Origin of the sequence: Polaromonas sp., from assembly GCF_029945685.1 — a bacterium.
Taxonomy (GTDB): domain Bacteria; phylum Pseudomonadota; class Gammaproteobacteria; order Burkholderiales; family Burkholderiaceae_C; genus Polaromonas.
Map to the genome: position 1 here is coordinate 39,748 of NZ_JAQSDA010000027.1, position 16,993 is coordinate 56,740.

The window sequence follows — 16,993 nt, forward strand, 5'->3', positions numbered from 1 at the left end:
CCTGCCCCACAAGGGCAGGAAGCCATTTTTTCCTATAAAGAAGAGGCTGCGGCGGGCGGCGGCACCGGGCCCCGGCCACGTTGCATGCGCCTGCCCTGGGACCACCAGACCAGCAGCGCCAGCAGCAGCGCGGGCAGGTAAAACCAGTGCGGCGTCGCCCTGTCGGTCGGCACCTTGATGGCGGTCACGTCCCAGCCCTGCTCCACCCCGGCCTTGGCGGCACGCGAACCGAACTTGGCCTGGCCGATCTGAAGCGTCTCGCCCAGCGGAACCAGTTGCAGGCCAGCGTCAGCCAGGCGCTTGCGGCCTTCCGGACCCTTGTCGCCGAGCTGCACGGCCACGGTCTTGACGATCTCCCGGCCTTCCAGTGTGGTGCCGCGGGTGACCATCACCACCCGGCCATCGCTCTCCACATTGCGCGCAATCTCGAACACCTCGGTCGGTTTGGCGTCGCGGTATTCGGGTGCGATCTGGTCCATGAAAAAGTCCGGTCGGAACAACAGGATCACGGCCATCAGCAGCATCGCGCTTTCCCACAGCCGGCTCTTGATACGAAACCAGTTCATGGTGACGGCTGCAAACAGCAGCGTGGCCAGGATGCTCGCGGTCACGATGCAGAAAAAGGAGAAAGCCCCGCCGACATCAATCAGCAGCAATTGCGGATTGAAGATCCAGATGAAGGGCAGAATCACCGTGCGCAACGCATAGATGGACCCCTGGATGCCGGTCTCTATGGCGTCCTCCCCCGAGATGGCGGCCGCCGCAAAGGTGGCCAGCCCCACCGGCGGCGTGATGTCTCCCATGATGCCGTAATAAAAGACGAACAGGTGCACCGCGATCAGCGGAATCACCAGCCCCGACTGCGCGCCGAGGTCCACCACCACCGGCGCCATCAGCGTGGCCACCAGCACGTAGTTAGCCGTGGTCGGCACGCCCAGGCCCAGCACGAGGCAGGAAAACGCAATGAACAGCAGCATCACGATCACGTTGCCCTGCGAAACAAACTCGACAAATTCCGTCATGCGCAGGCCCAGGCCCGTCAGCGTGATGCCACCGACGATGATGCCGGCGGTCGCCGTCGCCACGCCGATGCCGATCATGTTGCGCGAGCCGTCGTGAAAGCCGTCGACCACCGAGCGCCAGCCCTCGTGCCAGGCGTCCGGCGTGTGGGTGCGGCGCAAGGCGTCGATGATCGGCCGCTGCGACATCATCAGCACGACGAGGATGGTCACCGCCCAGAAAGCCGCCAGCGCCGGCGACATCTCCTCGACCATCAGGCACCAGATCAGCGTGCCAATCGGAATGAGGAAGTGCAGGCCGGCACGCACGGTGGGCCAGGTGTCCAGCGCCTTCGGGTGGTCGATGTCGATGTCCTGCGCCAGGTCGGGGCTGCGCGCCGCCTGGTGCAGGCACACGCCGTACAGCGCCATGACCGCCAGCACGATGACATAGGGTGCGGCGCCGCCCAGCATGGCCTTCATGCCTTCGAACAGGTAATAAAGTGAGCCGATCACGATGATGCTGCCCGAGATGCCCAGGGCATTGCGCAGCACGCGGTCGCGCAGTGGCTTGGGTTCACGCCGGATGATGGGCTGCATGCCCATTTTCAGCGCTTCCAGGTGCACGATGTAGAACAGGCCCAGGTAAGAAAGAATGGCCGGCAGGAAGGCGTGGCGCACGATGTCGGTGTAGGGAATGCCGACGTACTCCACCATCAGGAAGGCGGCCGCCCCCATGACAGGCGGCATGATCTGGCCGTCCACCGAGGACATGGTCTCGATGGCGCCGGCCTTGACCCCGCCGTAGCCGGATTTTTTCATCAGTGGAATGGTGAAAATCCCCCCCGAAACCACGTTGGACACCGACGAACCCGAGATCATGCCGTTGAGCGCCGACGACACCACCGCGACCTTGGCCGGCCCGCCGCGCAAATGGCCCAGCGCCGCAAAACTCACCTGCATCATGTAGTTGCCGCCACCCGCGCGGTCCAGCAAGGCACCGAACAGCACATACACAAAAATGGTGCCGGCCGACACGCCCAGCGCAATGCCGTACACCCCCTCGGTGGTCAGCCACATGTGCGACACCAACCGGTTCAGCGAGGCGCCGCGGTGAGACAGGACGTCGGGCAGCCAGGGGCCGAGCATGCTGTAAGCCACGAAGATCACGGCCAGCGCCGCCATGGGCCAGCCGACCGCACGGCGCGTGGCCTCCAGCAGCAGCAGCATGCCGGCGCTGGCCACCACCACGTCCATCGTTGTCGGCTGGCCGGGACGGGTGGCGATCTGTGCATAAAACAGCATGATGTAGGCGCCCGCAAACGCGGCCAGCAAGGCCAGCACCCAGTCCAGCGCCGGCACGTGGTCGCGCGGTGAACTGCGCAGGGCGGGCCATGCCAGAAAAGCGAGGAACAGCGCGAAGCCCAGGTGGATGGCGCGCGCCTCGGTGTCATTGAGGATGCCAAAGCCCAGCGCAAACGGCAAGGGCGAGGCATACCAGTACTGAAACAGCGCCCAGACGAGCGCCACGGAAAAAATGATGCCGGCGGCAAGACCCGTTGGCTTGCGCCCGCCGGTATCCACCTCGGCGACGAGTTGCTGCAGCGCTTCAGGCGCTTTTTCGATATCGGTTGCCATGGTCATCTTTCAGGAACGGGAAGCCACATGCACGGGCATTAAAAAAGGGCGAGGTCCGCTCCGCCCTTTTTGGGTTGGCCAGCCGCACCCGGGTGCGGCTGGCAGCTGGCGTGCTGCGCCGGATTACTTGATCCAGCCCTTTTCCTTGTAGTAGCGCGCAGCGCCCTCATGCAGCGGCGCGCTCAGGCCGTCCTTGACCATGTTCTGCGGATTCAGGTTGGCCAGGGCCGGGTGCAGCTTCTTGAACTCGTCAAAGTTCTCGAACAGGGCCTTGGTGACCTGGTACACCGTCTCGGGCGAAGTCTTGGCCGACGTCACCACCGTGGCCAGCACGCCATAGGTGGCGGTGGGCAGCGGGTTGTTCGGGTACAGCCCGCCGGGAATCGTGACCTTGGCGTAATAAGGCTTGTCCGCCACCAGCTTGTCGATCACCGGACCGGTCAGGGACACCAGCTTGGCGCCGCAGGTCGTGGTGGGGTCCTGGATGTTGGCCGACGGGTGGCCGACGCCGTAGAAGAAGCCGTCGATCTTGCCGTCGCACAGGGCCGGGCCGTGTTCGTCGGCTTTCAGTTCGGACGCCAGCGAAAAGTCGCCGAGCTTCCATCCCATCGCCGCGAGCAGCTCTTCCATGGACGAACGCGTGCCGGAGCCAGGGTTGCCGACGTTGAAACGCTTGCCCTTGAAGTCCTCGAACTTCGTGATGTTGGCTTCCTTGCGGGCCACCACCGTGAAAGGCTCCGGGTGCACCGCGAACACGGCGCGCAGGTCGCTGTAGGCGCCATCCTTGTACTGGTTCAACCCCTTGACGGCGTTGTACTGAACGTCCGACTGGGTGAAGCCGAAGTCGAGCTCGCCGGCCTTGATGGTGTTGACGTTGAACACCGAGCCGCCGGTGGACTCGACCGAGCAGCGGATGCCGTGTTTGGCGCGGTCTTTGTTGACCAGGCGGCAAATAGCGCCGCCGGCGGCGTAATACACGCCGGTCACCCCACCGGTACCGATGGTCACGAACTTCTGCTGCGCGACAGCCGGCGCAGACATCAGGGCGGCGGCCATGGCCACAGCGGCACTCGCGGTACTCAGTACATTCAACGCAAACTTCTTGCTCATGTCAGTTTCTCCAGGTTGTAAAACTTGTTGTTCAAACCGCGGCTATCGCGGCATCCATGGCCGAACCAAGGCGCTCCACCACCATCGTCAGCTCGGCTTCGCTGCTGATGAACGGTGGCGCCAGCAGGACATGGTCACCATAACGACCATCGACGGTGCCGCCCATCGGGTAAACCATCAAGCCGCGCGCCATCGCCTCCTTCTTGATGCGTGCATGCACTTTGCGTGCCGGATCAAACGGGGTCTTTTTCGCGCGGTCCTGCACCAGCTCGATGCCCCAGAACAAACCGCGGCCCCGGATGTCCCCGACATGAGGATGTTCGGCCCAGCTGCCCTGCATCAGCGTCTGCAGAAATGCGCCCCGCGCGCGCACCTGGGCGATGAGCTGGTCGCGCTCGAACACCTGCTGCACGGCCAGCGCCGCCGCACAGGCCACCGCATGGCCCAGGTAGGTGTGGCCATGCTGGAAAAAACCGGTGCCTGCGCGCATCGCATCGACAATTTTTCCCTGCGCCAGCACCGCGCCAATCGGCTGGTAGCCGCCGCCCAGACCCTTGGCCACGGCCAGCAGGTCGGGCGACACTCCCTCCTGCTCGCAGGCATGCAGGGTGCCGGTGCGGCCCATGCCGCACATCACTTCGTCGAGGATCAGGAGCACGCCGTACCGGTCGCAGACTTCGCGCACCGCCTTGAAATAACCCGGCACCGGCGCCAGCACGCCGGCGGTCGCGCCGCCCACGGTTTCGGCAATGAACGCGATCACGCGGTCAGCGCCTTTTTCAAGAATGGCGTCCTCCAGTTCCTGCGCCAGACGCCGGCCATACTGCTGCGGCGTCTCGCCAGTCTGCTGCTCGCGGTAGGGATAACACGGCGACACATGGGTGGCCGGCATCAGGATGGGTGCGAACGGTTCGCGCCGCCACTGGTTGCCGCCTATGGCCAGTGCCCCAAGCGTGTTGCCGTGGTAACTCTGCCTGCGCGCGATGAAATGGGTGCGTTGCGGCTGGCCGGTCTCGACGAAATACTGGCGCGCCATCTTCAGCGTGGCCTCCATCGCCTCGGAGCCGCCGCTGACAAAATACACATGGCTCATGCCCTGCGGCGCCGTCCTGATCAGCTGCGCGGCCAGTGTCTCGGCAACTTCGGTGGTGAAAAAGCTGGTGTGGGCATACGCCAGCTTGTCGATCTGCGCATGCATGGCGGCCAGCACGTCGGGATGCCCGTGGCCCAGGCAGGACACCGCCGCCCCGCCCGAGGCGTCGATATAACTCTTGCCATCGGCATCGGTCAGGTACACCCCCCGGCCGCTGACGGCTACCGGCGGCGTGTGCTGCAGCTGGCGGTGAAAGACATGGGTGGAGGCTGCAGGCATGGGGCTTATTTCCTGGATGAAGAAGAAGTCAGGGGCCGGCCGGTGACGGCCTTGTCGGCGCGCGGGTCCCAGTACGCACCCTCGCTGTCCAGACGGTCCTGGCGAGTTTGCAGGTGGGCCAGCACCTTGCGCCCGCCGCGCACTGCGACGGCGGCAGCCAGTGCCTCGGTCAATGCCAGGGCGCCGACCATGGAATGAAAATACGAGGGGCTGTCGGTCCGGAACAGCAGTGTCTGGGTGGCCGAGCGGGCGATCGGCGAAAGGGCACTGTCCGTCAGGGCCAGCACGTCGGCGCCCTGCGCCCGCGCCTGCACCACGGCGTCCACCGTCTGGCGCGTGTACGCGGCGGAAGAAGTCACCACCAGCAGATCACCCGCGCCCATGTCGCCGATCTGGTCCATCAGCGTGCCGCCCTGGCCCTGCACCAGCACGCCGTTGGACGCCAGCAGGCCATAGGTGTAGTGAAGGTGCAGCGCCAGGCCATGGCTGGCGCGCAGGCCGAGAAAAAAAACGCGCCGCGCCTTGAGCATGGCATCGGCCGCGGCTTCCAGCTGCGCGGCCTGGTTCAACCCGCTGACGGACGCGGCGTTCGCATGCTGGGTTTCATTGAGCAGCGCCAGCCAGTCCTTGTCATGCCGCGCACTGGCCTGCAGCACCTCGGCCCGCCCGGCGTAACCGGTCCGCGCTGAAAAAGACTCCTGGCACAGATGCTTGATCGCCTCAAAACCCTGGAAGCCCAGCGCCTGCGACAGGCGGCTCAGGGTCGCCGGTGCCAGAGCGGCCCGGCGCGCGCATTCACGCATGGAATGCAGCGCCACCTCGCGCGGATGCGCCTCTATCCAGCGCGCCGCACGGAGCAGCTCCGGGCTCAGACCCTCAAGCGGGAGCCTGGCAAACAGTGAAGATGTCGACATGAAACATTTGTATCAATAATTCGAAAAATATAGCACAAGTGTTTCATACAGCAAACCAGGCGCGCGCGACGCCTGAAGGTCTTCAACCGCAGCGCACCCGTCGAATCACGCCGGCAGCGTCCAGCTCGAGGTTGAGTCGCTGCGCATTGAACTCCATGGTGACCGCCTGGTTGGGACGCAGCACCCGCGCCATGTAGGAGCCGGAGCGCTGGCGCGCTTCCTCGACCACACTCGCGCCCGGCGCCTTGCCGACGGCGAACCGGGCACCGTCCGCATTGCAGGCGGTCCCGGGCGGCGGTGGTGGCATGGGACTGGTGCCCGTCGTAGGTGCGCCAGGTGCGGCACAGCCAGCCAGAACGACAAGACATGCCAGCGTGGTGCTGATCAGGGGGGTCTTCAACAACATGAGGTCTCCGGGAAGTAAAGCGCCACCATAACGTCGGCGCCCCGGCGGCGCCCGCATTTTTACGACTGGTTGCGACACGGCGCGCCGCGCCCCCTGCAGCAGGACAAAAAAAAGCCACCTTGCGGTGGCTTTTTGTCTGGCGGAAACGGAGGGATTCGAACCCTCGATGAGGCTCTACACCCCATACTCCCTTAGCAGGGGAGCACCTTCGGCCACTCGGTCACGTTTCCTGAATTCTGTCTGAGCCCGGATTATCTCACGACTTGGGCCGCTGTCCAGCGATCAGGGGCTGGCGGCGGGCTGGTCCAGGTCAAAAGCCTTGTGCAAGGCGCGCACGGCGAGCTCCATGTACTTCTCGTCGATCACCACCGAGGTCTTGATCTCGCTGGTGGAGATCATCTGGATGTTGATGCCCTCTTCGCTCAGGCAGCGGAACATCTTGCTCGCAATGCCGACGTGGCTGCGCATGCCGATGCCGACGATGCTGACCTTGCAGATCTTGGCGTCGCCGGTGATCTCCTGCGCACCCAGCTTGGGCAGGACCTCGGCCTTGAGCAGGTCAACGGCGCGCGCGTAGTCATTGCGGTGCACCGTGAAGCTGAAATCGGTTTTGCCGTCCTTGCTGATGTTCTGGATGATCACATCGACTTCGATGTTGGCGTCGGCCACGGCACCGAGGATCTGGTAGGCAATGCCCGGGGTGTCGGGCACGCCGAGAATGGAGATTTTGGCTTCGTCGCGGTTGAACGCGATGCCCGATACGATGGCTTGTTCCATTTTTTCGTCTTCCTCAAAACTGATCAGGGTGCCGGACTTGGCCTCTTCGTCGATGTCGATGTCCCAGGGCGTGAAGCTCGAAAGCACGCGCAGGGGCACCTTGTACTTGCCCGCAAACTCGACCGAGCGGATCTGCAGCACCTTGGAGCCCATGGACGCCATCTCGAGCATCTCTTCAAAACTCACGGTCTGCAGGCGGCGCGCCTCGGGCACCACACGCGGGTCGGTGGTGTACACCCCATCCACGTCGGTGTAGATCAGGCACTCGTGCGCCTTCATGGCCGCGGCCACGGCCACGGCCGAGGTGTCCGAGCCGCCACGGCCCAGCGTGGTGATGTTGCCGGCGTCGTCCACGCCCTGAAAGCCGGTGATGATGACCACCTTGCCGGCATCCAGGTCGGCGCGCACCCGCTTGTCGTCGATCGATTCGATGCGGGCTTTGGTGTAGGCGCTGTTGGTGCGGATAGGCATCTGCCAGCCGGCGTAACTGACGGCGTCCATGCCTTCGGCCTGCAGCGCAATCGCCAGCAGCGCACTGGAGGCCTGCTCGCCGGTGGCGGCCAGGGCGTCGAGTTCGCGGTGGTAGGCGTCGCTGGCCTTGCCGGGCGCCAGTTCCTTGGCCAGTCCCAGCAGGCGGTTGGTTTCACCGCTCATGGCGCTGGGCACCACCACCATCTGGTGGCCGGCTCGGGCCCACTTGGCCACGCGTTTGGCGACATTGCGGATGCGCTCGGTCGAGCCCATCGAGGTGCCGCCGTATTTATGAACGATCAATGCCATTGCAGGGTGTCAATCAGGAGTTGGTTGCGAACATTGCTCGTGGCAGCCTCCCGTGTCACCCCCCCACAGAAGGCCGGGACCGCCAGCAAAGCCTTCAATTATACCTAGGACAACTACCTAGACGACACGCCAAAGCGGGTTGTGACAAGGCTCACGTGCGCCGGCCCCCGGCGGTGCGCCGCTCAGGCGGCGAAATGCAAACAGTCCCCGGCCCGCGTCACATGGCCCGACGCGATCTTCAGATGAATCTGGTGGCCCCGCGTGGTGCAGGCCGCCACCTGGGAGAGCAGCTGTCCGAGCTGCGCTGCGCTGGGCGTGGCCTGGTGGTCCTCGCGCAGCCAGTGGCGCAGTGCATTGGCCTGCCGCGCCAGCGACAAGCCCTGCAATGACCTGATCACGGGCGGCCTGCCCAGCGCGGCGAGATCTTCACGCGCCACCTCGACCAGCAGGGACTGCGCCTGGGCGGCATGCTGGGCGCTGCGCGCAAAGGTTTCGCGAAACTGCGGAAAGGTCTCGGCCAGTGCCGGCAGGAGGCGCGCGCGGATGCGGTTACGGGTGAAGCGCTCGTCGGTGTTGGTGGGGTCTTCAATGAAAACAGCCCCCCTTTGCGCCAGCCAGGCGCGGATCGCAGGGCCTGGAACCTGCAGCAAGGGCCGGTAGTACATCAGCCCGTCGCGCTGCCAGCTCGCGGGCATGGCGCTCAGACCGGGCAGGCCCGCGCCGCGGCTGAGTGCCAGCAGCATCGTCTCGACCTGGTCGTCTGCATGTTGCGCAAGCGCTATGCTTTTAATAGCTGGTTGCGCCCGCTCCTCAAGGGCCAGAGCACGAAAAGCCTCATAACGTGCCTTGCGGGCAGCGTCTTCCGGGCTGTCGCCCGGCGCATGACCGGCCATGACGCGACTCACGCGCAAAGGCACCTGCAGGTGCGCACACACAGCCTCACAATGGCGGGCGAAATCATCGGCAGCAGCCTGCAGTCCGTGGTGCACATGCACCGCCCTCACCTGCCCCGGCCACTTCTCGGTGCAAGCCAGCAGTAGGGCCGTGGAATCGGCGCCGCCGCTGTAAGCAACGGCCAGAGGAAGTTGCGGGGAAAAGACGCGCAGGGCGTCGTCAACGGTGGCCATGCGACCTCAGCCACCGCTGGACGGGTGGCGGCCTATTTCGCGTCAGCCTTGGTGTCGGTGTAGCGGCCATAACTTTGCAGGCGCTCGTAGCGGCGGTCCAGCAGCTCCTTGACCTTGAGGTCGCTGACCTGGCGGAAGGCGTCGTTGAGGGCGCGCTTGAGGAAGGCCGCCATCTGCTTGTGGTCTCGGTGCGCGCCGCCCACCGGCTCGTTGACGATCTTGTCGATCACGCCAAGCGCCTTCAGGCGATGCGCGGTGATGCCCAGGGCCTCGGCGGCTTCCTCGGCCTTGTCCGATGTTTTCCAGAGGATGGAGGCGCAGCCTTCCGGGCTGATGACCGAGTAGATCGAATACTGCAGCATCACGACCTGGTCGGCCACGGAGATCGCCAGAGCGCCGCCGGAGCCCCCTTCGCCGATGATGGTGGTGATGATGGGCACCTCGAGCTGCGCCATTTCGAAAATGTTGCGGCCGATGGCTTCGGACTGGCCGCGCTCCTCAGCGTCGATGCCGGGGTAGGCGCCCGGGGTGTCGACAAAGGTGAACACCGGCAGCTTGAATTTTTCGGCGGTTTTCATCAGGCGCAGGGCCTTGCGGTAACCCTCGGGCTTGCTCATGCCGAAGTTGCGCAGGCCGCGTTCTTTCGTGTCACGCCCCTTCTGGTGGCCCAGCACCATGCAGGCGGTGCCGTTGAAACGCGCCAGGCCGCCGACGATGCTCAGGTCGTCGGAAAAATGCCGGTCACCATGCAGTTCGACAAAGTCGGTGAACAGCTCGTTGACGTAGTCGAGCGTGTAGGGGCGCTCGGGGTGGCGCGCGATCTTGGTGATCTGCCAGGGCGTCAGGTCGCTGTAGATGTCCTTGGTGAGCTGCTGGCTTTTCTTGGCGAGCTGGTCGATTTCTTCGGAGATGTCCACCGCGGACTCGGTCTGCACGTAGCGCAGCTCTTCAATTTTTCCTTCGAGCTCCGCAATCGGCTGCTCGAAATCGAGAAAGGTCTTTTTGGCCATGGTCTGCTCCTCAGGCTTGCTTCTTCATTCAGGACTTCTCGGCACCCAGCACCGGCAAGGGGTCCAGCGAGCGCCAAATATACCAAGTTGCGACACTGCAAAACGGCGCCCAGGCGGCGGCCACTTCGCGTGCGTCGCTGCGGCTGACCGATTCACCGGAAAAATAATTCTGGCTGATGCCGTTGATCAGGCCCACGTCGTCAAGCGGCAGCACATTGGGCCGGCGCAGGTAGAAGATCAAAAACATTTCGGCGGTCCAGCGGCCAATGCCGCGAATCGCGACCAGTTCGGCAATGATGGCTTCGTCTTCCATCGCCTCCCAGTCCTTGACGTGCACCGTACCGGCGTCGAAGTGAATCGCCAGATCAACCAGGTACTCGACCTTGCGCGCGCTCAGGCCGGCAGCGCGCATGTCGTCCACCTTGAGCTTGAGCACGTGGCCGGGGGTCATTTTTTTCGGCAACGCGTCAAAACGGTGCCAGACCGTCTGCGCCGCCTTCACGGAGATCTGCTGACCCACGATACTGCGTGCCAGCGTGCTGAAGGCATCCCCGCGGGACTGCAGGCAGGCGTCGCCGAACCGGGGGATCAGGCGTTTCATGACCCGGTCCTTCTTGACCAGGTGTTTGCAGGCCTCCGCCCAGTAGCTCGGCACGATGGTCAGCGCCGGCTCCGCGACCTCGGCCAGTTCGGTGCTGGCCGGGCCGCTTTTTACTATCTTTTTCATAGCTGGTTGCGCCCGTCCGTCATGGGCTGAAGACCTTTTTTTATTGAAACCTTCGTCACGAACGGACCTCCCAGGTGGTGCCGGCCGGCGCGTCTTTCAGCACAATGCCGCGTGCCAGCAGGTCCTGGCGGATGCGGTCGGCTTCAGCAAAGTTCTTGCCAGCCTTGGCGGCGGCGCGCTGCTCGATCAGGCTCTGGATGGCGGCCTCGTCCAGGCCTGCGCCGGCCTGCAGGAAGGCGGCCGGATCGTTTTGCAGCAGGCCGAGGCAGGCGCCCAGTGCCTTGAGCAGCCCCGCGAGTTCGGGTGACCGGGTCCTGTTGACCTCGCCGGCCAGATCGAACAGCACGGCCATCGCTTCGGGCGTACCGAAGTCATCGTCCATCGCCGCCTTGAAACGGGCGGCAAACGGTTGCACCCAGTCGATCACCACCGTGGCCGGCTGGACCAGATGCAGCGCGGTGTACAGGCGCTTCAATGCATTGCGCGCATCGTCCAGATGCGCGTCGCTGTAGTTGAGCGCGCTGCGGTAGTGCGAACGCACGATGAAAAAGCGCACGGTTTCCGGGTCGTACTGCGCCAGCACCTCACGGATGGTGAAAAAGTTGCCCAGGCTTTTGGACATCTTCTCGTTGTCCACCCGCACGAAGCCGTTGTGCACCCAGAACTTCGCCAGCGGCTTGCCGTTGGCACCTTCGCTCTGCGCGATCTCGTTTTCGTGGTGCGGAAACTGCAGGTCGGCACCGCCCCCATGGATGTCGAAGGTCTCGCCCAGGGTCTGGCAGCTCATGGCCGAACACTCGATGTGCCAGCCGGGCCGGCCCTTGCCGTAAGGGCTGTCCCACTGGGCATCGTCGGGCTCGGTCGGCTTGGCCGATTTCCACAGGACAAAATCGAGCGGGTCTTCCTTGCCGTCCAGCACGGCAACACGCTCGCCCGCCCTCAGCTCGTCGAGCGACTTGCCCGAAAGCTTGCCGTAGCCGGGGAATTTGCGCACGGCGTAGTTCACATCGCCGTTGTCCGAGCGGTAGGCCAGGCCTCTTTGCTCCAGCGTGCCTATCATGCCCAGCATCTGCGGCACGTAGTCGGTGGCGCGCGGCTCCAGCGTGGGCGGCTCGATGCCGAGCGCACCGATGTCCTGGTGCATCGCCGTGATCATCTCGTCGGTCAGCGCACGGATGGTGATTCCCCGTTCGACAGAACGCTTGATGATCTTGTCGTCGATGTCGGTGATGTTGCGCACATAGGTGACCTGGTAGCCGCTGACCCTGAGCCAGCGCTGGACCACGTCAAAGGCCATCATCATTCGGGCATGGCCGATGTGGCACAGGTCGTAAATCGTCATGCCGCACACATACATGCGCACATGGCCGGGAACCAGGGGCGAAAAATCCTCTACGGCACGCGTCAACGTGTTGTAAATGCGAAGGCTCATGAAAAGTCTGGGTGTTCAGTCTGGCTGGAACCGCCGGAACCGGGAAGGTGCGCTGGAGCGGGGGCGGGTCATCGGGTGCATCGGCAAAGGGAAAAACGGCTCCGAAAGGTCTGTCGACGGGATGCGAATGATGATTTTTCGCAGGAGCTTAAACTATACCCCTCAGATACAATCTCCCAGTATATCCAGCCAGGAAGAGCCCATGCAGCACACCCTGCACAGCCGGCTGCTTCGGTTTTCTGTTTCATACCAGCCACACCATGCGTTCCAGAGGAAATATGTCCAAGTCAGCTAATCTTTCAAACCAGGCGCTACCGACTGCCCTGCGCTTGCTGGCTCTGGTTGCGGCCCTGTGTGTGCCGCCCGCTCATGCCGACGACTACTCCGAGGTGAACACCCTCGTGCGCGCCGGACAATTGACGGAAGCCATGGCCAAGGCCGACAAGTACCTCGCCGGCAAACCGCGCGACCCGCAGATGCGCTTCATCAAGGGCGTGATCCAGACCGAAGCCGGCAAGCCGAACGACGCGATCACCACGTTCACCAAGATCACGCAGGACTACCCGGAACTGCCCGAGCCCTACAACAACCTGGCCGTGCTGTACGCCGGCCAGAACCAGTTCGACAAGGCCCGGGCCGCCCTGGAAATGGCGATCCGCACCAACCCGAGCTATGCCACCGCGCACGAGAACCTCGGCGACGTGTATGCCAAGCTGGCCAGCCAGGCCTACAGCAAGGCGCTGCAGCTCGACGGCGGCAACAGTGCCGTGCCGCCCAAGCTGGCGCTGATCCGCACCCTGTTCACGCCGGAAGCCAAGGCCCAGAAGCCTGCTGCTGCGACACCGGCCACCCCCGCCGTGACGGCCCAGGCCCCTGCCGCGCCGGCCAAACCGGCCGCAGCAACACCAGCAGCGCCGGCAGCGCCTGCCGTGCCGACACCCGCGCCCGCAGCACCCGCACCTGTCGCCCCCGCCGCGCCGGCGGCATCGCCCGCACCAGCGGCGGCCACACCGGTCAGCGCCGCCGAAAAGGAAGTTGAGGCTGCCGTCAGGGCCTGGGCCAGCGCCTGGGCCAGCAAGGACATGACGGCCTATCTGGCCGCCTACGGCAAGGACTTTGACACCCCCGGCAACCAGTCGCGCAAGGCCTGGGAAGAAGAGCGGCGCAGCCGCATCGTCGGCAAATCAAAGATCAGCGTGAAAATCAACAACCTGGCGGTCGACGTCAAGGGCAGCAAGGCCACGGCCAGGTTCCGCCAGGATTACAGCGCTGATGCGCTGAACATCTCCAGCCGCAAGACACTGGACATGGCGAGGGCCGGCGAGCGCTGGCTCATCGTCAGGGAATCCACCGGCGGTTGATGGCCGCCAGTTGCACACGCCCCCTCCGGCTCCTGCCTGACATTTTCCACGGCCACTGACCCCCACCCATCCCCCCATGCAACGGGCATCCGCCACCCTCCTCGTCACGGCACTGTCGGTGATGTGCGGTCCCGCCCTCGCCCAGAGCGTGGACAAGAGAAAGTCCCACGCTACCACCGCTGCCTCCTCCCCCGGAAAGGGAGCAGCCCATCAACGCAGCGCAGCGCCACCCCCGACAGCCGCGCGGCCGGTGGTCAGGGACGGCGAAGCCGAAGCCCGCCTGATCGAGATCTACAAACTCGCTGGCCAGGCCCGGGGGCGCGAGGCACTGGTCAAGGCCGAGCGCCTGGTCAATGACCATCCCAACTTCCAGCTCGCCCAGCTGGTTTATGGCGACCTGCTGGCCGCCCGCTCCCGTCCGTTGCGCACGCTGGGCGACGTGTCCGACGGCACCGCCAAAGCCGGTGCCAGCACGCTGGCCGAGCTGCGCCAGGAATCCCTGATGCGGCTGAAGGCGCTGCGTGAGCGACCGGCGCCGGGCACCATTCCTTCGCAGTTCCTGGCGCTGTCGCCGCGCAACAAACATGCCATCGCGGTGGACGCCTCGCGGGCCCGGCTCTACCTGTTTGAAAACTCCACCACCGGTCTCAAGCTGGTGAGCGACTATTACATCTCGGTGGGGAAATCCGGCATCGAAAAATCGGTCGAGGGTGATTCGCGCACCCCGCTGGGCGTCTATTTCGTCACCAGCAACCTGGACCCGAAGTCCCTGAAAGACTTCTACGGCTCGGGCGCCCTGCCCATCAACTACCCCAATGCACTGGACCTCAAGCGCGGCAAGACCGGCGGCGGCATCTGGCTGCACGGCACACCGCCGACCCAGTTCTCGCGCGCGCCGCTGGCCAGCGACGGCTGTGTGGTGCTGGCCAATCCGGATCTGGAACGCATCATCCGTACCGTGGAGGTACGCACCACACCGGTGGTGATTGCGCAAAGCCTCACCTGGGTGGCGCCGCACAGCATCAAGGCCGACAGCAAGGCTTTTGAAGAGGCGCTGAACAGCTGGCACCAGGCCAAATCGGCCGGTGACCTGGCCACCCTGGCCAGTCTGTACAGCAGCGACTTCAGCAGTTACGGCAAGACCCGCGACGACTGGACGGCCCAGCTGCGTAGCGAGGCCGACAGAAGGCGCGGCCGCGCCGTGCAGCTCAAGGACGTGTCTTACCTGCGCTGGACGGACAGCACCGACACCATGGTGGTAACCTTTGGCGAGGTGCTCAGCGGCTCGCGCACCGGCCCGGTGCGGCGCCAGTACTGGATGCGCCAGGGCAAGCAGTGGAAAATATTCTTTGAAGGAGTGATTGGATGACATCGAGCATGAGGTCCCCCAGCCGGCGCGCCTGCCTGGCGATCGCAACACTGGCGCTGGTGGCCGGCCAGGCCTGGGCGCAAGGCGCGGCCACCGCCCCCAAGGTGAAGTTTGCGACCAGCGCCGGCGATTTTGTCGTCGAGGTTTATCCCGACAAGGCGCCGAAAACGGTCGCCAATTTCCTTCAGTACGTGCGGGACAAGCACTATGACGGCACGGTGTTTCACCGCGTGATCGACAACTTCATGGTCCAGGGCGGCGGCTTCGATGCCAGCTACGCGCAAAAACCCACCCGGCCGCCGGTGGCGCATGAAGGGCGCGAAGCGCTGGCCAAAGGCGGCGACAAAAACGTGGTCGGCACGCTGGCCATGGCGCGCACCAATGACCCGGACTCGGCGTCGTCACAGTTTTTCATCAACGTCAGGGACAACGACTTCCTGAACCCGAGCGCGCAGTCCCCGGGCTACACCGTGTTCGGCAAGGTGGTCAGCGGCATGGACGTGGTCGGCAGGATCAAGGCCACGCCCACCGGCCCGGGCGGCCCCTTCCCCAGCGACGTTCCCAGAACACCCATCCTCATCAACTCCGCAACCCTCGTCAAATAAACCCTCATGAGCAACCCACAAGTCGAACTCCACATTGCCGGCCACGGCGTCATCACCCTTGAACTCGACCAGGACAAGGCACCCAAATCGGTGGCCAACTTCCTCAGCTACGTGAGCAAGGGCCACTACAACAACACGGTGTTCCACCGCGTGATCCCGGGCTTCATGGTCCAGGGCGGCGGTTTTGAAGTCGGCATGAAACAAAAGCCGACCGACGGCGAGATCGAAAACGAAGCCAACAACGGCCTGAAAAACGACCACTACACCGTGGCCATGGCGCGCACCAATGCACCGCACTCCGCGAGCTCGCAGTTTTTCATCAACGTGTCCGACAACGCCTTTCTGAACCACACCGCGCCCAACGCCTCGGGCTGGGGTTATGCGGTGTTCGGCAAGGTGGTGGGCGGCACCGATGTGGTCGACAAGATCGCCGCCGTCAAGACCGGCCGCAAGGGCTTTCACGACGACGTGCCGCAAACCGACGTGGTGATTGAAAAAGCCGTCCTGCTGGCCTGATCTCCGTCTGGACTGGGCCTGTTCAAGTTCAGCCCGTGAAAATCCCGTCGACCGTCCCCCATATTGCGGAGCTCCATGCGCCGCATTCCTGGCGCACGGTCGATTTCATTTCCGACCTGCACCTGCAGGCGGGGGATACCGCCACGTTTGCCGCCTGGCGCCGCTACATGGAAAGCACACCGGCCGACGCGGTGTTCATTCTGGGCGACCTGTTTGAAGTCTGGGTCGGTGACGACGCTGTGGGCACGACAGTGGGGGCGGGCGACACAACAGGGGCGCAAGGCAGCTTCGAAGACCGCTGCGCCGATCTGCTCGGCCAGACGGCGAGCCGGCTGGCGCTGTTTTTCATGCACGGCAACCGCGACTTCCTGGTCGGCCCGCGTCTCATGGCGCTGTGTCACGCCACCTTGCTGGCCGACCCGACCGTGCTGGGCTTCAACCACCAGCGCTGGCTGCTCTCGCACGGCGACGCATTGTGCCTGGGCGATGTGGACTACCTGCAATTTCGCCGCGAGGTGCGCAGCCCCGACTGGCAACGCAGCTTTCTGGCCAGGCCGCTGGCCGAGCGGCAGGCCATCGCGCGCGGCCTGCGCGAGCAAAGCGAGGCGCGCAAGCAGTCCGGCGCCCCTTATGCCGACGTGGACTGCAGCGCGGCCCGCGAGCAACTCAAAGCCGCCAGCGCGCAGATCCTGATTCACGGCCACACCCACCGGCCGGCAGTGCACGACCTCGGTCACGGCTACTCCCGTGTGGTGCTCAGCGACTGGGACGCCGCCGCGGCCGTGCCGCGCGCGGAAGTGCTGCGCCTGACGGCCACCGGCCTGCGCCGCATCCCGTTGTTGTAGGCGGGC

Annotated in this window: 15 protein-coding genes and 1 tRNA gene; 5 read left to right on the forward strand and 11 right to left on the reverse strand. The window is 64.6% G+C overall.

Going from position 1 to position 16,993, the window contains the following annotated elements; genetic code table 11:
* Positions 1 to 32: 32 nt before the first annotated feature.
* The 11 genes from PSV26_RS18605 to cysS form a co-directional block, all read right to left on the reverse strand.
* Positions 33 to 2,636 (reverse strand): TRAP transporter permease, encoded by a 2,604-nt coding sequence (locus PSV26_RS18605; protein WP_300572913.1) that lies wholly within the window; start codon positions 2,634 to 2,636, stop codon positions 33 to 35.
* 123 nt (positions 2,637 to 2,759) lie between these two features.
* The gene (locus tag PSV26_RS18610) at positions 2,760 to 3,746 is read right to left on the reverse strand and encodes a TAXI family TRAP transporter solute-binding subunit (RefSeq protein WP_300512741.1); all 987 of its coding nucleotides are present in this window, start codon (positions 3,744 to 3,746) and stop codon (positions 2,760 to 2,762) included.
* A 31-nt stretch (positions 3,747 to 3,777) separates the two neighbouring features.
* Positions 3,778 to 5,118 (reverse strand): aspartate aminotransferase family protein, encoded by a 1,341-nt coding sequence (locus tag PSV26_RS18615; RefSeq protein WP_300512743.1) that lies wholly within the window; start codon positions 5,116 to 5,118, stop codon positions 3,778 to 3,780.
* Positions 5,119 to 5,123: 5 nt separating this feature from the next.
* Positions 5,124 to 6,032 (reverse strand): MurR/RpiR family transcriptional regulator, encoded by a 909-nt coding sequence (locus PSV26_RS18620; protein WP_300572916.1) that lies wholly within the window; start codon positions 6,030 to 6,032, stop codon positions 5,124 to 5,126.
* Between the two features lie 82 nt (positions 6,033 to 6,114).
* Positions 6,115 to 6,438, reverse strand: coding sequence for an I78 family peptidase inhibitor (locus PSV26_RS18625; protein ID WP_300572919.1), 324 nt, complete (start codon positions 6,436 to 6,438; stop codon positions 6,115 to 6,117).
* 137 nt (positions 6,439 to 6,575) lie between these two features.
* Positions 6,576 to 6,668: transfer RNA gene (locus PSV26_RS18630), tRNA-Ser, on the reverse strand.
* 52 nt (positions 6,669 to 6,720) lie between these two features.
* The gene (locus tag PSV26_RS18635; RefSeq protein WP_300512748.1) at positions 6,721 to 7,995 is read right to left on the reverse strand and encodes an aspartate kinase; all 1,275 of its coding nucleotides are present in this window, start codon (positions 7,993 to 7,995) and stop codon (positions 6,721 to 6,723) included.
* 182 nt (positions 7,996 to 8,177) lie between these two features.
* Positions 8,178 to 9,122 (reverse strand): tRNA lysidine(34) synthetase TilS, encoded by a 945-nt coding sequence (gene tilS / locus PSV26_RS18640; protein ID WP_300512750.1) that lies wholly within the window; start codon positions 9,120 to 9,122, stop codon positions 8,178 to 8,180.
* 32 nt (positions 9,123 to 9,154) lie between these two features.
* Positions 9,155 to 10,132, reverse strand: coding sequence for an acetyl-CoA carboxylase carboxyltransferase subunit alpha (locus tag PSV26_RS18645; protein ID WP_300512752.1), 978 nt, complete (start codon positions 10,130 to 10,132; stop codon positions 9,155 to 9,157).
* A gap of 28 nt (positions 10,133 to 10,160) precedes the next feature.
* Entirely contained in the window at positions 10,161 to 10,859 is a 699-nt protein-coding gene (locus tag PSV26_RS18650; protein WP_300512754.1) for a DNA-3-methyladenine glycosylase 2 family protein, read from the reverse strand.
* Between the two features lie 55 nt (positions 10,860 to 10,914).
* Positions 10,915 to 12,291, reverse strand: a complete 1,377-nt coding sequence (gene cysS / locus PSV26_RS18655) for a cysteine--tRNA ligase (RefSeq protein ID WP_300572921.1) — start codon at positions 12,289 to 12,291, stop codon at positions 10,915 to 10,917.
* A 260-nt stretch (positions 12,292 to 12,551) separates the two neighbouring features.
* Between cysS and PSV26_RS18660 the strand changes: the two genes are divergently transcribed.
* From PSV26_RS18660 to PSV26_RS18680, 5 genes are all read left to right on the forward strand, one after another.
* Entirely contained in the window at positions 12,552 to 13,652 is a 1,101-nt protein-coding gene (locus tag PSV26_RS18660; protein ID WP_300572924.1) for a tetratricopeptide repeat protein, read from the forward strand.
* 76 nt (positions 13,653 to 13,728) lie between these two features.
* Positions 13,729 to 15,021, forward strand: a complete 1,293-nt coding sequence (locus PSV26_RS18665) for a L,D-transpeptidase family protein (RefSeq protein WP_300572927.1) — start codon at positions 13,729 to 13,731, stop codon at positions 15,019 to 15,021.
* Between the two features lie 8 nt (positions 15,022 to 15,029).
* Positions 15,030 to 15,626, forward strand: a complete 597-nt coding sequence (locus PSV26_RS18670) for a peptidylprolyl isomerase (RefSeq protein WP_300572930.1) — start codon at positions 15,030 to 15,032, stop codon at positions 15,624 to 15,626.
* A gap of 6 nt (positions 15,627 to 15,632) precedes the next feature.
* The gene (locus tag PSV26_RS18675) at positions 15,633 to 16,142 is read left to right on the forward strand and encodes a peptidylprolyl isomerase (RefSeq protein ID WP_300512764.1); all 510 of its coding nucleotides are present in this window, start codon (positions 15,633 to 15,635) and stop codon (positions 16,140 to 16,142) included.
* Between the two features lie 35 nt (positions 16,143 to 16,177).
* The gene (locus PSV26_RS18680; RefSeq protein WP_300572933.1) at positions 16,178 to 16,987 is read left to right on the forward strand and encodes a UDP-2,3-diacylglucosamine diphosphatase; all 810 of its coding nucleotides are present in this window, start codon (positions 16,178 to 16,180) and stop codon (positions 16,985 to 16,987) included.
* Positions 16,988 to 16,993 lie beyond the last annotated feature (6 nt).